Source organism: Aquibacillus albus, assembly GCF_016908325.1.
In the GTDB taxonomy this organism is placed as follows: Bacteria; Bacillota; Bacilli; order Bacillales; family Amphibacillaceae; genus Aquibacillus_A; species Aquibacillus_A albus.
Map to the genome: position 1 here is coordinate 19,793 of NZ_JAFBDR010000001.1, position 15,367 is coordinate 35,159.

The window sequence follows — 15,367 nt, forward strand, 5'->3', positions numbered from 1 at the left end:
ATTTAATAATGAGCAGTAGAAAAGGGACAAAGGTGATTAGATGTCGAAAGATCAAATTTTGACAGCGGAAGAGGTTATTAAGCAGGCTTCTCAGTATCTATCTAAGGAAGACACTGATTTTGTTAGACGTGCCTATAAATATGCAGAGAAAGCACATGAAGGTCAGTTTCGAAGGTCAGGAGAGCCTTATATCATACATCCTATTCAAGTTGCTGGAATACTAGTTCATTTAGAGTTAGATCCAGAGACAGTAGCGGGTGGATTTTTACATGATGTTGTAGAAGACACTTCTGTAACTGTGGAACAATTGGAACAAGCGTTTAACAGTGAAGTTGCAATGCTTGTGGATGGTGTTTCTAAATTAGGGAAGATAAGATATAAATCAAAGGAAGCTCAACAAGCGGAAAATCATCGGAAAATGTTTATTGCTATGGCAAAAGATATACGGGTTATTCTGATTAAGTTGGCTGACCGTCTTCATAATATGCGTACGCTTAAACATCTTCCACCTGAAAAGCAACGCAGAATTTCAAATGAAACGCTGGAAATATTCTCACCTTTAGCACATCGGCTTGGGATTTCCACGATAAAGTGGGAGTTGGAGGATACTGCTCTACGATATTTAAATCCACAACAATATTATCGTATCGTTCATCTAATGAAGCAAAAGCGGGCAGAAAGAGAACATTATATTGATGAAGTGATGCAAGAAGTTCAAAATCAATTAGAAGAAGTTAATATAAAAGCTGATTTTTCTGGAAGACCAAAGCATTTATATAGCATCTATCGGAAAATGGTGTTGCAGAATAAGCAGTTCAATGAAATTTATGATTTATTAGCTGTTCGTATCATTGTTAATAGTATAAAGGATTGCTATGCAGTATTAGGGATTATCCATACCTGTTGGAAACCGATGCCAGGTAGATTTAAAGATTATATTGCGATGCCGAAGCCCAATCTGTATCAATCTTTGCATACAACTGTAATAGGGCCGAAGGGGGCGCCACTAGAGGTGCAAATTCGAACAAAGGATATGCATGAGATTGCTGAATATGGTATTGCTGCACATTGGGCCTATAAAGAAGGCAAACGAATTGACCCAAGTGAAAGTAATTCAGAAGCTAAACTAGCATGGTTTAGAGAAATTCTTGAGTGGCAACAGGAAACCCATGATGCAGAAGAATTTATGGAGTCTTTAAAAGTTGATTTGTTTTCAGATATGGTCTATGTCTTTACTCCAAAAGGTGATGTGATTGAATTACCAGCTGGTTCAGTTCCGATTGATTTTGCTTACAAAATTCATACGGAAGTGGGTAACCAAACGATTGGTGCAAGAATAAATGGGAAAATGGAACCGTTGGATTATCAATTGAAAAATGGGGATATTGTGGAAGTGATGACCTCGAAGCACTCGTATGGTCCATCACAAGACTGGTTAAAAATTACCCAAACATCCCAAGCAAAAAATAAAATCAAACAGTTTTTCAAAAAACAACGCCGTGATGAAAATATAACCAAAGGGAAGGAATTGGTAGAAAAAGAAGTAAAGGCTGCCGGTTTTGATTATAAGGATGTTTTCACACCTGAAAATTTGAAAAGTGTTGCTGAAAAATTCAACTTTACAAACGAAGACGACATGTATGCTGCAGTAGGTTACCAAGGGATTACAGCTTCACAGATAGCTACACGTTTAACGGATAAAATTCGCAAGCAACACGAAGAATTACAGGATCTTGAGCAGAAAATAGAAGGGGTAAAAAGCAGTGGATTAAAAACAGCACCTGCCCACAAAAAAGATTCTGGTGTCCGGGTTGAGGGAGTAGACAATCTTCTAGTTAGGCTATCTAAATGCTGCAATCCAGTTCCTGGTGATGAAATCGTCGGTTATATAACTAAGGGACGTGGTGTTTCCGTTCATCGCAATGATTGTCCTAATATACAAACAGAAGAAGCGAAAGACCGTCTCCTCCATGTTGAATGGGAAAATACGAATACACAAACGAAACAGTATCATGTTGATTTAGAAATTTCAGGTTATGATAGACGTGGATTACTAAACGATGTCTTACAGGCTGTCAATGAATCGAAAACAAATATAATTGCTGTAAATGGTAAGTCTGACCGAAATAAAATGGCGCTTATCCATATAACGATACTCATTCATAATATTAGTCATTTGCGTAAGATCGTTGACCGACTAAAGCAAATAAAAGATGTGTATACCGTTGAAAGAATGTTAAATAGTTAGTGTGAGGAGTTCAAAATAAATGAAAGCAGTTATTCAGCGTGCTGAAAATGCCAGCGTTACCGTTCAGGATGATACTATCGGACAAATCGACTTTGGTCTTGTTGTTCTATTAGGAGTTACACATGAAGATACAACTGAGGATGCGCAATATTTAGCCCAGAAAATTATTCATTTAAGAATTTTTGAGGATGAAATGCAGAAAATGAATTTGTCATTAAAAGATGTTGGAGGAAGCATTTTATCCATATCACAGTTTACCCTATACGGAGAGACCAGAAAAGGGAGAAGACCTAATTTTATGAAAGCTGCCAAGCCTGAGCCCGCTAACGAATTGTATAAGCATTTTAATACTTTGCTTGAGAATGAAGGCATCCATGTGGAAAAAGGTGCATTTGGTGAAATGATGAATGTCCAGCTAACAAATGTTGGACCAGTTACATTAGTTATTGATAGTTCTGATAAGCAATAAATCGAATAGTCGTCTGTAGATGAAAACCTCCCCCGCTATCATACCAAAATGGGTATGATAGCAAGGGAGGTTATTTTTAAAAGATTCTAGTTCCCTTCAAAATAACGACGAAGTCCACGAATGATGCCCTTTGCTATTTTTTCTTGAAATACGCTAGATTTAATATTCTCTTCTTCTGTTTTATTTGATAAGAAGCCTAACTCCAGTAAGGCAGATGGACGATGGTTTTCTCTTGTTACTTGGAAGTTAGCAAAATGTGTACCTCTATCATCCATTTCAGTAGCTTTTAGTAATTCTTGTTGCAGAAAGTATGCTAGCTGTTGATCACGATCAGAGTAATAGTAGGTGCTAACACCACGCGCATTCGGATATTGTGGTGTACTATTATAATGAAGGCTTAAAAATGCGTCCGCATTTACCAGATTAGCCATGCTAGCTCTACCACTCAATGTTAAATAATTATCATTTTTTCTAGTAAGTACAACGTTAGCACCTAGTGTTTGTAACAATGTTTTGATTTTATTTGCTGTCAATAATGTATATTCTTTTTCATAACTGCCACTGTCACCAATAGCACCAACATCACGACCGCCATGTCCAGCATCGATTACAATTGTCTTTTTGTCGAACACGTGGTAATCTTCCTGCTTTGTTGAGGGTTGAATTGCTGTTACTGCTAATTTTGGAATAAATCCAGTGCCGTCCTTCCAATTAATCTCTAACCATTCCCCTTCCTGTCTAATTGGTTGAAGAGAATCCCCCTTTGTAACAAAGTCCAGTATTTCATAAGAAGTTGACGGTCCACTGCGAATATTAGCATCATCATATCGGACATAAACTGTTTCCTTGAGCTCATATGTTTGTTTTTCCTTCTTTTGCTCCACCTGATTTATAGTGACGTATTCTTTTGAAACCCATCCAGTACCATCTTTGTAATGGATTTTCACCCATTCTTCCTCCTCTTGGATGGCTTGAAAAATATCCTCCTGATTAACTTGTCCAATGGTAGCATAGTTAAGACCTGGACCATTACGGACATTTAAGTTATTTACATTTATTAGAACTTGGTTTGCATAAACAACAGTTGAAATGGATAAGACTATCAAGACAAAACCACTTATAATAATTGTTCGATTTATATTTTTCAACATAGGATTCCCCCAAAACACTGATACTACGTTAAACCTTATTGTTGTAATTATAGTAAACAAAAAACATTGCTGAAGTCAAAGTAAAAGAAGGCTGGTGAACAAACATTGAGATTAAGTGATAAGCAGACTGGTTCCCATTCGAATCATGAATTGCATGGAATGGATTTACACACGTTCATGGAGCTTGAAGACAACAAAAACAGTATTGAAATTGCTCAAGAATTTGATGTGTCTTTACGGGATGTAAAAAAAATAAAGAAAAAATTAAATCGTTCTTGACATCTTTCTTAACAAACATTATGATTATTTACAATTGAAAAAGGACGAAAAGATTGACTATAATACGATTTATTTATAATAAAAAACCGATGATGGAAAGAGTAGTTAAGAAACACTAGAACAGAGAGGGAATTTCTTAGGCTGAAAAAATTCCTGCTAGATGACTTGATGAAAGACATTCCGAAGGTTCTGTGCTGAATGAAGTAAGTACAGACGTACACAGGCGTTAACGGTACAAGTGGAAGCGATGCTTACAATCATTGTACGATAGATTGATTGTAAAGGTCTTATTGGTATAATTTTATTGCTTCAACTAGGGTGGCAACACGGGAAAAACTCTCGTCCCTTTTTTAGGGATGGGAGTTTATTTTAGTTTAAATTTTTCCATTACATATTAGCAACATTAACTGAGGGGGTTCAATTATGAATATAAAAGCACCGAGAGGAACACAAGATTTATTGCCTGAAACAACAGAAAGATGGCAGCATGTCGAAGAGAAATTTATTGAATTATGCAGAAGGTTTAATTATCAAGAAATTCGTACACCTATTTTTGAGCATACAGAGCTATTCCAGCGAGGTGTTGGTGATTCAACAGATATTGTTCAAAAGGAAATGTACACTTTCACAGATCGTGGCGATCGAAGTATTACACTACGGCCTGAAGGAACGGCTTCTGTAGTACGAGCATTTGTAGAGCACAAGTTATATGGTATTCCTAAACAGCCTACGAAGTTATATTATTCAGGCCCAATGTTTCGCTATGAAAGACCACAACAAGGTAGAATGCGTCAGTTTGTTCAATTTGGGGTTGAAGCACTGGGTAGTGAAGATCCGGCTATTGACGCAGAAGTTATATCATTAGCCATGAGTCTCTATCAAGAATTAGGGTTAAAATCGTTAAAACTAGTCATTAACAGTCTAGGAGACTCATCCAGTCGAGAAAGTCATCGAGCCGCATTAGTTAATCACTTTCAACCATACAAAGAAGAGCTTTGCAATGACTGTCAGCTAAGACTGCAACAAAATCCGCTTCGAATTTTAGACTGTAAAAAGGATAGAAATCATCCTGCTATGGAAACAGCACCATCTATTTTAGATCATTTAAATGAACAATCCGCTACCTACTTTTCGAATGTTCAAAACCACCTGGATCGTATGGGGATTGACTATGTGGTAGATAAAAATCTAGTTCGCGGGCTCGATTATTATAACCACACTGCATTTGAAATAATGAGTGATGCAGAAGGTTTTGGTTCTATCACTACCTTATCCGGGGGTGGAAGATATAACGGACTTGTTGAAGATTTAGGTGGTCCACAGACGCCAGGTATTGGATTTGCACTTAGTGTAGAACGTTTATTAATGGCTATAGAAGCAGAAGGTGTACAGTTACCTATTGAATCCAATGTGGATTGCTACTTTGTTTCGTTGGGACAAAGAGCAAGCGATGAAGCAGTTCGGCTTACTTATGAATTAAGAAAAGCCGGAGTTCAGGTTGATAAAGACTACCAAGATAAAAAATTCAAAGCACAATTTAAAGCCGCTGATCGATTAAATTCAAAATATGTAGTGGTCCTTGGTGAAGATGAATTAGCAAATAATATCGTGAACATCAAAGAAATGGAAACAGGTGAACAGGTAGAGGTAGCTATCAATGAATTAGTTCCATACTTGCAAAAAAAGCTACAGGGGGAAAAGTAAATGGCACATAAGCGGAATTTAGCCGGAATGTTGAGAAAAGAGAATGTTGGTGAAAAGCTAAAACTGATCGGTTGGGTGCAAAAAAGACGTGACTTAGGAGGACTGATCTTTATTGATCTTCGCGATCGGTCAGGTCTCGTTCAAATTGTGTTCAACCCTGAAGTTTCTGAAGAAGCACTTCAAATAGCTGAGAATGTTCGAAGTGAATACGTTATTGAGGTTTTTGGTGAAGTCATTACAAGGGATGAGTCCACAATAAATCCCAAATTGAGCACAGGTGAAATTGAAGTTATTGTAGAAGATATTCAGGTTATTAATACGTCAAAAAATCCTCCGTTCCAAATTGAAGCTGATTCAGATGTTGCAGAGGATTTACGGTTGAAATATCGTTATTTAGATTTACGTCGGGAACCGCTACAAAACACATTCAAGCTAAGACACAAAGCTACACAAGCGATTCGTAACTTTTTAAATGAAGAAGAGTTTTTAGATATGGAGACACCAATGCTAACAAAAAGTACCCCTGAAGGTGCAAGAGACTACTTAGTTCCAAGTAGAGTGCATCCGGGTCACTTTTATGCATTACCACAATCACCTCAATTGTTTAAGCAGCTGTTAATGATTTCTGGATTCGAACGCTACTATCAATTTGCCCGTTGTTTTAGAGATGAAGATTTACGAGCAGATCGTCAGCCAGAATTCACACAAATTGATATAGAAACGTCCTTTTTAACTAGTGATGAGATTATGGAAATGACAGAGCGAATGATGAAACGGGTGATGAAGGAAGTAAAGGATTTGGATGTTACGATTCCTTTTCAACGAATGAGTTATGATGAAGCAATGGAGCGTTTTGGTTCGGATAAGCCAGATACAAGATTTGGTTTAGAATTAGTTAACCTTTCTGAAGTAGTTAAAGATTCAGCGTTTAAAGTGTTCAGTGGTGCTGTCGCATCCGGTGGGAAAGTAAGTGCGATAAATGTAAAGGGAGAAGCAGATCAATTCTCGAGAAAAGATATTGACGCATTAACTGATTATGTAAAAATATATGGAGCAAAAGGTCTTGCCTGGTTAAAAGCAGAAGAGAATGAACTGAAGGGACCTATTGCTAAGTTTTTGAATGAAGAAGAAGTGGTTGAAATAAAAAATCTTCTAGAGGTTACTAATGGAGATCTTCTTTTATTTGTCGCTGACAAGACGAATGTAGTTTATGATAGCTTAGGTGCTTTAAGGCTTAAATTGGGGAAAGAACTACAATTAATTGATGAGTCTAAATTTAACTTTTTATGGATAACAGATTGGCCACTTTTAGAATATGATGAAGAGGCTGGTCGGTACTTTGCAGCTCATCATCCGTTTACGATGCCAGTAGTAGATGATATGGAGAAGTTAAAGACAAATCCTGGAGATGTAAAAGCCCAAGCTTATGATCTTGTTCTAAATGGTTATGAATTGGGCGGTGGATCGCTTCGTATTTATCAAAAGGATATGCAAATGAAAATGTTTGAAGTACTAGGATTTACAGAGGAGGAAGCACAAGAACAGTTTGGTTTCTTGTTAGAAGCACTAGAATTTGGTGCGCCACCTCATGGAGGAATCGCTCTTGGGTTTGATCGACTTATTATGTTACTGGCTGGTCGAAGCAATCTTAGAGATACCATCTTATTTCCGAAAACAGCTTCGGCATCAGATCCACTAACAGAGGCACCTGGTGCAGTGAGTGATAGTCAGTTAGAGGAACTAAACCTACTGTTAAAGAAAAAAGATATAGAATAATTTTGTAACATAATTGCAATATTCCTGTTGCTTGATAATGCGATTTTTCTGTGATATTATCAAAGTACAGAAGGTTAATACTTTGCTAATCCTGATGTGTCCGTCTTACAATTGACGTTTTGACCGAACATCTAAAACATAGGGAGCCTGAAGTTTCTATGTGGCGTGCAAGCCTCATTACTTACTAATGAGAGGAAGCATAAAACATAGAACAGGGCACCCACCTGCCAAGAGCGGGATCAAAACTCATCAAAAGGACGGCACAATTGGGATTAGCGCATACATAATTTAAGCCCTTAAAGATCTAAATCATCTTTAAGGGCTTTTTACTCGTAGGAAATAGAAGGATGTTTTCTTCAAAATCTAAAGACTTAAAGTTATTAATTAGAGCTTAGAAGATAACACCTTCTATACTTTTTTAACGAACTAATTAATGGGTTCGCCACGTCCAGCTACAGCGGTTCAGTCTAGTCCTTACGTCGCTAAACAGGGATTGCGCTTTTGTTCCTACAACTATAACTATCTAGCAACTTGTTCTAAATTTCCGTTTTTTTCCATTCTGAATGCTGGGGTAGACATGTTTTCATCTTCATCGAATACCACCATTTTTCTTGCTCTATCCATAATATTAATTAATACTTGATAGTCTTCTTGTATCGTTTTAAGTTGCTCTTGCAATTGTGTATTTTTTTTCAATAGTGACTCATTTTCTTCACGAAGTTTCTCATTATCTAAAGTCATTTGTTCTAGACTAAATTTAGATTGGCTTGATTCATGATATTCTTTTTTAAGAGAATACAAATAGTCTATTACTGTGTCTAAATTTAATGCTTGATTTCTAGTAGTCGCATTGTTATCAGAATGATTCATTTGTGATGAATTTTCTGTTACAGCATTTTCCTTTAACATATTAACTTCTGAATTTTCTTCGTAATATTTAGCTGAGCTAGTTGTTGTTGTTTGTGGTTGCTGTAGTGCTTTTTGTTCTCTAGCTTGTGCACGTTTCTTTTCTTTCCGTTGTCTTTTGGCAATGGCCACTGCTTGCTCATATCGTTGTCTTACTTCAGCATTCCAACGGAAACCACATGCAGCTGATGTCCTATTTAATTTGTCACCTACTTCTTCGAAAGCATTTAATTGTGTACTACCTTCTCTGATGTGACGTAGCACCGTTTCTGCTAATAACAAATCATCCTCATGAGACCATGCGTCTTGTCTAACTTTTACCAAAGCGTTACACTCCTTTTTCTTTTTTAGGTATCTACTGTTTGTCTATAAAATTTAATCTTAACAATCTCATAGAAATAGTTTGGTATTTTTGTAATTAGCTTTACCTAAAAGAAAGGAATTTATACGCTTATTTTTAGTCATTTATTTTTTATTTTGTTATTTTGTCATATATTTGCTTTAAGGAGCTTTCGAATTTACTTGTACTTTTGGGGTGAAAATACTGCTTATGCTTAAGTACATCGGGTAAATATTGTTGATCTACCCAGCCACTTTCGTAATTATGTGGATACTTATATTCCACACCTCTTCCAAGGTTCTTAGCGCCTTTGTAATGGGCATCTTTTAGATGAAGTGGTATTTCACCACTATTACCATTTCTTATATCTGCTAAAGCCTCGTCTAGTGCTGAATATGCAGTGTTTGATTTGGGAGATAAACATAACTCTACAATAGCTACTGATAAAGGAATTCTCGCTTCTGGAAATCCTACTCTTTCAGCTGCCTCAACAGCAGCTAAAGCCCTTGGTCCAGCCTGGGGATTGGCAATTCCGATATCTTCGTATGCACATACAATCATTCTTCGTGCTATACTATCTAAGTCGCCAGCTTCAATTAACCTGCCCAAATAATGGAGGGCAGCATTAACATCACTACCTCGAATCGATTTCTGAAAGGCGGAGAGCACGTCGTAATGGGCATCACCGTTCTTGTCATGCGAAAAACTCTTCTTTTGCATACATTCTTCTGCTACTTCTAGGTCAATTTCAATAATCTTACTATTATCACTAGGAGTTGAATATACTGCTAATTCCAATCCATTTAATGCTGCGCGTAAATCACCATTGGCAGACTTAGAAAAGTGATCTAACGCATCACCCGTCATTTTTACTTCCATATCACCAAGGCCATTTTTCTCATCCTTTAGTGCCCTTTTAATCGCTTGCTTTATATGATTATCCTCTAATCGATATAATTCAAAAAGATGTGTTCTACTTCGAATAGCAGGATTGATAGAGTGATAAGGGTTACTAGTTGTACAGCCAATTAAAGTTACTAGGTTGCTTTCTACATGTGGAAGTAAAAAATCTTGTTTTGCTTTATCTAATCGATGGACCTCATCCAATATCAATACAAATTGACCATGCATTTTTGCCTCTTCTACAGCAATTTCCATATCTTTCTTCCTATCTATTACTGCATTTAGCATTTTGTATGGGATTTGTAAACTTTTTGCTAACGCAATGGCCATGGATGTTTTACCTGTTCCTGGAGGTCCGAAAAGAATCATGGAAGCAAGTCTTTGTGCCTCTATCATTCTCCTAATCATTTTTCCTTTTCCAACGAGATGCTCTTGTCCTATTATTTCATCAATGTTTTTTGGGCGCATTCGAAAAGCTAATGGCTTTTGGTTCACGTTATAGTTCTCCTTTTCAATAAGAAAATATAAATTTAAAAGTGTTCTAAAGTAAATATAATTGACTTTTTTAAAGCCCTCTTATAGAATAACTCTTCATTATTTAATGAACGATAGATTTTTCTTTTAGGGTACTCGTAACCTTTTAAAAATGCAAGAACTACGATATTCATGCTATAATATCGTTTGGTAATAACTAACTTTATTCAGAATCTTAAGCAACTAAAAGAGGGGAATTACTTGAAAGTCATACGCAAACGAGAAGTTATTTTCAACTGGATTTTTTTTATCACCGGATTATTGTTATTGGCCTTAGGGCTAGCTTTAACGATTAAAGCAAACCATTTAGGAATAAGTCCTTGGGAAGTTTTTCATTATGGACTTCACCTACAATTTGGGCTAACGATAGGAACATGGTCAATACTTGCTGGTTTTACCATTGTATTAATGACAGCAGCAATTACCAAATCTTTCCCTAGGTTAGGTACTTATTTAAATATGCTATTTGTTGGAGTATTTATTGATTTCTTCAACTGGATCCTTCCAAATACAAGTGATCTATGGATGGAATTAATACTATTATTATTAGGAATTGTTATTTCAGCAATTGGAATTGGTTTTTATGTAGCACCTAATCTTGGTGCAGGACCTAGAGATACTGTCATGCTTAACCTAAGCAAGCAATTTGGTTGGAAAGTGTCCTATGTACGTAATGGCATTGAACTAGTTGTTTGTTTACTTGGTTGGGCTTTAGGGGGACCTGTTGGTATTGGAACGATTATTATTGTTTTATCTTTAGGTACTTGTGTCGGCTATGCAATTCCTTATGCCGAAAACTTTTTAAACTTTTTCATTAAAAGAGGTGATAAGTATGAAAATATCAACCAAGGGACGTTACGGATTAACCATTATGATTGAATTGGCAAAGAACGCAGGAAAAGGACCTGTATCTTTAAAGACAATTGCACAAGATAATGGACTTTCTGAGCATTATTTGGAACAATTAGTTGCTCCATTACGGAATGCAAGTCTAGTGAGGAGTATTCGTGGTGCTTACGGCGGTTACATTTTAGCAAAAGATTCGAAAGATATTACTGCTGGTGATATTATTCGAATATTAGAAGGTCCTATCACACCTGTTGAGGGTATAGAGGATGAGGATCCGGCAAAACAGCAATTGTGGATTCGGGTTAGAGATGCAGTTAAAAATGTTCTTGATACGACTACTTTGGATGACTTAAAAAATTATGGGGATGATGATAGTCAGGAGCCTCATATGTTTTACATTTGATGAAAGGAGGATAAAAGTTGCAACCGATATATTTAGATCATGCTGCAACGACACCGGTTCACCCAGAAGTAATTCAGGATATGGTACCAGTTTTAGAAGAAGTCTATGGAAATCCTTCTAGTGTTCATCATTTTGGTCGTAAAGCACGTCAAATACTGGATGAATGTAGACGGATAGCTGCAAATAGTATTGGAGCAAATGAAAAAGATATTGTTTTTACTAGCGGGGGGACAGAAGCAGATAATTTAGCGTTAATAGGTGTTGCACGAGCAAATCAACATAAAGGAAAACATATTATTACATCTTCCATTGAGCATCACGCAGTCTTACATGCTGCTGAATATCTTGAGAAAAATGGCTTTCATGTCACTTATTTACCTGTTACAGAGAATGGAAAAGTAAGGGTACAAGATCTAGAATCGGCTTTGACAGATGAAACCATTCTTGTCTCCATAATGGCAGTTAATAATGAAACTGGTATGAAACAACCAATTAAAGAAATTGGAAATGCTGTTAGAGATCATCAAGCATATTTTCATACTGATGCAGTTCAAGCGTACGGAATGATTGATTTGGATGTAAATGAACTTGAAGTCGATTTATTGTCTGTTTCCTCACACAAAATATACGGTCCAAAAGGTGTTGGGTTCTTATATGTGAGGGAAGGACTGAACATAGAGTCCAGCCAGCACGGTGGGCAGCAGGAAAGAAAACGGCGACCGGGAACTGAAAATGTTGCAGGTATAAAAGGATTCATTCGAGCTATTGAATTGGTTGAACAGGAAAAGAAGGATAGAGCTAATACCTATCAAACATATAAAGATCAATTTATAAGCATATTAAAAAAAGAAGGAATAGACTTTACAGTAAATGGTGATATACAACAATTGATGCCTTCCATTCTTAATATAAGTTTTCCAGGAACAAATGTTGAGTCACTTCTTGTGAATTTTGATTTGTCAGGAATTGCTGCATCAAGTGGGAGTGCCTGTACAGCAGGATCGGTAGAACCTTCCCATGTCCTATCAGCTATGTATGGTGCTGAAAATGATAGAACGGTTAATTCTATTCGTTTTAGCTTTGGGTTGGCTAATGACGAAACAAATGTGCAAGAAGCGGCTTTAAGAGTTGCTTCAATCGTTAAAAGGTTAGTAAAATAACTAGAAATGTAATGGATTGTAAAAAAGGTGGTGAACAACATGAAGGAAAAAAAAGATACTCGAGTCGTTGTCGGTATGAGTGGTGGTGTTGATTCTTCTGTGGCGGCGCTATTATTAAAACAACAGGGTTATGACGTAGTCGGTATATTTATGAAAAACTGGGATGATACAGATGAAAATGGGGTTTGTACAGCAACAGAAGACTTTGATGATGTTGTTCGCGTTTGTAACCAGCTCGATATTCCATATTATGCAGTCAATTTTGAAAAGCAATATTGGGATAAGGTATTTCAGTATTTTCTTGATGAATACAAAGCAGGTAGAACTCCGAACCCTGATGTCATGTGTAATAAGGAAATTAAATTCAAAGCCTTCCTTGAACATGCCTTGTCTTTAGGTGCAGATTACTTGGCAACTGGTCATTATGCTCAAGTAAGAAAAGTTGGTGAACAATATCAAATGCTCCGTGGTGTGGATGATAATAAAGATCAAACTTACTTTTTGAACCAATTAGATCAAGATGTCTTGTCTAAAGTAATGTTCCCTTTAGGGCATTTACCTAAGAAAGAAGTTCGGAATATAGCGGCAGAAAACAATCTGGCAACTGCTCATAAAAAGGATAGTACAGGAATTTGTTTTATCGGTGAACGTAACTTTAAAGAATTTTTAAGTGAATATTTACCTGCTCAGCCTGGTAAAATGAAAACACTTAGTGGTCTGGAAAAAGGCAGACATGATGGCTTAATGTATTATACCATTGGTCAGCGACAGGGGCTTGGTATTGGTGGAGCTGGCGATCCTTGGTTTGTTGTTGGTAAAAACCTAGATGAAAATGTATTGTATGTGGAGCAAGGATTTCACAATGACTACTTATACTCTGATGGTTTAGTTGCTACAGAGATGAATTGGATAAATGATAACCCTCTGACGAAACCGATGGATTGTACGGCGAAATTTAGATATCGACAAAACGATAGCAAAGTAACAGTGACCCCAATTTCTAATGATAAAGTAGAAGTCACATTCCATGAACCTGAACGAGCGATTACACCTGGGCAGGCAGTTGTTCTTTATGAAGGTGAGGTTTGTTTAGGGGGAGGAACGATTGATGACATTATTAAAAATAAAACTTTTATTGACTATGTAGGATAAGATCCTTTTCTAGATATTGGTTAAAAAAGTTAAGGGAATCCCCTTGGTTATCTTGTTAAACAACTTTATGAAAGATTCTGGACAGACAAACAGGGGTATCCCATCGTCTGTCCTCTTTTGGTTAGACCGTATTCTCTGTTGCTTTTTATTACACAGTTGACACATAATGCGACATAACCTTTGCATGGAATTACTTTAATACACTCTTTTTGAATCGGGTGCAATAACCGCTTCGGCAGAATACTTCGCTTTCCGCGGGCACGGCCTCAGCCTCCTCAGAAGCACAGAACGCTTCTTGCGGGGTCTTCGGACACGTGCTGTTCCCGCAGGAGTCTACGTATTCTGCCTACGCTGATATTGAAAATTTCTCAATATAAACGATAATTGCTTGTTAAAAAGCAACTATAAAAAGTTCATTAAAAAGTACTATGGATAGCAATTAGACAATTTTATTACCTAAATAAGAAAAAATCCAGCTGTGGAAAAATGCGAGACTCCTGCGGGAAAAGCAAATGGTTTTCGGTGGGGCGAGTAATCGCAGTCCCAACAGGTGAAGACCCCGCAGTGAGCGCTCTTTGCTCACGAGGAGGCTGAGGCGTTGCCCGCGGAAAGCGAGTGTTTTTCCACAGCGGTGGACAGCACTTTTTATATAATTATTTTTGTGTCGCATTAATCTGTTACTGCGCAGTACGTTTTTGGCAAAAAAAGCAACAATTATTTAGAAAACAATCTTTGGTTAAATAACAAATTAGACAGAAATGGGTGTGAGTAGATATGACTGAGCAAAATAAAGGTGTACAATATATGAAAGAAGGAAAGTTGGAAGAAGCGGCTAAATTTTTCACGGATGAAATTGAAAAGAATCCTAGTGAACCTATTGGTTACATAAACTTTGGTAATTTATTATTACATATGAATGATAAAGAGCGAGCCGAAAGATTTTATCAAAAAGCAATAGATTTGGATCCGAATGCAGCGACAGCCTATTATGGGTTAGGAAATGTTTATTATGAAGAAGAAAATTATAAAGAAGCCCAAGAGAAATTTGAAAAATCAATTAAACTTGGACTTGATGAAGGTGATGCTTATTTCATGTTAGGGATGACCTTTCAACATCAAGAACAGCAGAAATTAGCATTACCATACCTTCAGCGTGCATCTGAGTTAAGCCCTGATGATGAATCTATCCTATTCCAATATGGTTTAGCATTAGCACAAACCAATCAGATTGATTTAGCGCAACAAAAGTTTTCCACTGTGCTTACGATAAATCCAAAGCATAGTGATGCACATTATAATATGGGTGTAACATACTTGTATCAAGAAAAAGTAACAGAAGCATTGGATCATTTTTCTGAAGCAATCAAAATCCAGCCAGACCATTTACTAGCAGCTAATGGAAAAGCAAAGATAGAAGAAATGCTTAACGAACAAAAAAAGAACGATTGATAACCAGTGGGTGGATTAATCACAATTTATATGGTGTTTTTTTA

13 protein-coding genes, 1 other RNA gene and 1 other annotated feature are annotated in these 15,367 nt (G+C 36.8%); of the genes, 11 read left to right on the forward strand and 3 right to left on the reverse strand.

Features of this window, described 5'->3' with window-relative positions:
* The first annotated feature begins 40 nt into the window (after positions 1–40).
* A complete protein-coding gene (locus JOC48_RS00110; protein ID WP_204497011.1) occupies positions 41–2,248 on the forward strand; it encodes a RelA/SpoT family protein in 2,208 nt (735 codons plus the stop codon).
* Between the two features lie 19 nt (positions 2,249–2,267).
* Positions 2,268–2,717 (forward strand): D-aminoacyl-tRNA deacylase, encoded by a 450-nt coding sequence (gene dtd, locus JOC48_RS00115; protein ID WP_204497012.1) that lies wholly within the window; start codon positions 2,268–2,270, stop codon positions 2,715–2,717.
* A gap of 86 nt (positions 2,718–2,803) precedes the next feature.
* Here the strand turns inward: dtd and JOC48_RS00120 are convergent, their stop codons facing one another.
* Positions 2,804–3,868 carry an N-acetylmuramoyl-L-alanine amidase family protein gene (locus JOC48_RS00120; RefSeq protein ID WP_204497013.1) on the reverse strand — a complete coding sequence of 355 codons (1,065 nt, stop codon included), beginning with the start codon at positions 3,866–3,868 and terminating at the stop codon, positions 2,804–2,806.
* A gap of 105 nt (positions 3,869–3,973) precedes the next feature.
* Here JOC48_RS00120 and JOC48_RS00125 point away from each other — a divergent pair, with 105 nt between their 5' ends.
* The 4 genes from JOC48_RS00125 (at position 3,974) to ssrS (ending at position 7,904) form a co-directional block, all read left to right on the forward strand.
* Positions 3,974–4,147, forward strand: a complete 174-nt coding sequence (locus tag JOC48_RS00125; RefSeq protein WP_204497014.1) for a hypothetical protein — start codon at positions 3,974–3,976, stop codon at positions 4,145–4,147.
* Between the two features lie 80 nt (positions 4,148–4,227).
* Positions 4,228–4,497: a binding site (T-box leader), on the forward strand.
* A gap of 73 nt (positions 4,498–4,570) precedes the next feature.
* Positions 4,571–5,851 (forward strand): histidine--tRNA ligase, encoded by a 1,281-nt coding sequence (gene hisS, locus JOC48_RS00130; protein ID WP_204497015.1) that lies wholly within the window; start codon positions 4,571–4,573, stop codon positions 5,849–5,851.
* On the forward strand, positions 5,852–7,627 hold the full coding sequence (gene aspS, locus JOC48_RS00135; RefSeq protein ID WP_204497016.1) for an aspartate--tRNA ligase: 1,776 nt from the start codon (positions 5,852–5,854) through the stop codon (positions 7,625–7,627).
* A gap of 85 nt (positions 7,628–7,712) precedes the next feature.
* Positions 7,713–7,904, forward strand: a non-coding RNA gene (ssrS, locus tag JOC48_RS00140) — 6S RNA.
* A 242-nt stretch (positions 7,905–8,146) separates the two neighbouring features.
* Here ssrS and JOC48_RS00145 read toward each other — a convergent pair.
* Together JOC48_RS00145 and JOC48_RS00150 are read right to left on the reverse strand one after the other, a co-directional pair.
* Positions 8,147–8,857, reverse strand: coding sequence for an RsfA family transcriptional regulator (locus JOC48_RS00145; protein ID WP_204497017.1), 711 nt, complete (start codon positions 8,855–8,857; stop codon positions 8,147–8,149).
* A 148-nt stretch (positions 8,858–9,005) separates the two neighbouring features.
* Complete coding sequence (locus JOC48_RS00150; RefSeq protein ID WP_204497018.1) at positions 9,006–10,271, reverse strand: AAA family ATPase; 1,266 nt, start codon at positions 10,269–10,271, stop codon at positions 9,006–9,008.
* 240 nt (positions 10,272–10,511) lie between these two features.
* Here JOC48_RS00150 and JOC48_RS00155 point away from each other — a divergent pair, with 240 nt between their 5' ends.
* From JOC48_RS00155 to JOC48_RS00175, 5 genes are all read left to right on the forward strand, one after another.
* Positions 10,512–11,189, forward strand: coding sequence for a YczE/YyaS/YitT family protein (locus tag JOC48_RS00155; RefSeq protein WP_239584101.1), 678 nt, complete (start codon positions 10,512–10,514; stop codon positions 11,187–11,189).
* Positions 11,143–11,562 (forward strand): cysteine metabolism transcriptional regulator CymR, encoded by a 420-nt coding sequence (cymR, locus tag JOC48_RS00160; protein WP_204497019.1) that lies wholly within the window; start codon positions 11,143–11,145, stop codon positions 11,560–11,562. Before JOC48_RS00155 ends, cymR begins: the two co-directional genes overlap by 47 nt.
* A gap of 17 nt (positions 11,563–11,579) precedes the next feature.
* A complete protein-coding gene (locus JOC48_RS00165) occupies positions 11,580–12,722 on the forward strand; it encodes a cysteine desulfurase family protein (protein ID WP_204497020.1) in 1,143 nt (380 codons plus the stop codon).
* Positions 12,723–12,749: 27 nt separating this feature from the next.
* Positions 12,750–13,874, forward strand: coding sequence for a tRNA 2-thiouridine(34) synthase MnmA (gene mnmA, locus JOC48_RS00170; RefSeq protein WP_420829198.1), 1,125 nt, complete (start codon positions 12,750–12,752; stop codon positions 13,872–13,874).
* A 774-nt stretch (positions 13,875–14,648) separates the two neighbouring features.
* Complete coding sequence (locus tag JOC48_RS00175) at positions 14,649–15,323, forward strand: tetratricopeptide repeat protein (protein ID WP_204497022.1); 675 nt, start codon at positions 14,649–14,651, stop codon at positions 15,321–15,323.
* Positions 15,324–15,367: the final 44 nt, after the last annotated feature.

Excerpts from the sequence above, each read along its gene's own strand:
- JOC48_RS00110 (WP_204497011.1), top strand. The coding sequence starts at position 41 with ATGTCGAAAGATCAAATTTTGACAGCGGAAGAGGTTATTAAGCAGGCT.
- dtd (WP_204497012.1), top strand. The coding sequence starts at position 2,268 with ATGAAAGCAGTTATTCAGCGTGCTGAAAATGCCAGCGTTACCGTTCAG.
- JOC48_RS00120 (WP_204497013.1), bottom strand. The coding sequence starts at position 3,868 with ATGTTGAAAAATATAAATCGAACAATTATTATAAGTGGTTTTGTCTTG.
- hisS (WP_204497015.1), top strand. The coding sequence starts at position 4,571 with ATGAATATAAAAGCACCGAGAGGAACACAAGATTTATTGCCTGAAACA.
- aspS (WP_204497016.1), top strand. The coding sequence starts at position 5,852 with ATGGCACATAAGCGGAATTTAGCCGGAATGTTGAGAAAAGAGAATGTT.
- cymR (WP_204497019.1), top strand. The coding sequence starts at position 11,143 with ATGAAAATATCAACCAAGGGACGTTACGGATTAACCATTATGATTGAA.
- JOC48_RS00175 (WP_204497022.1), top strand. The coding sequence starts at position 14,649 with ATGACTGAGCAAAATAAAGGTGTACAATATATGAAAGAAGGAAAGTTG.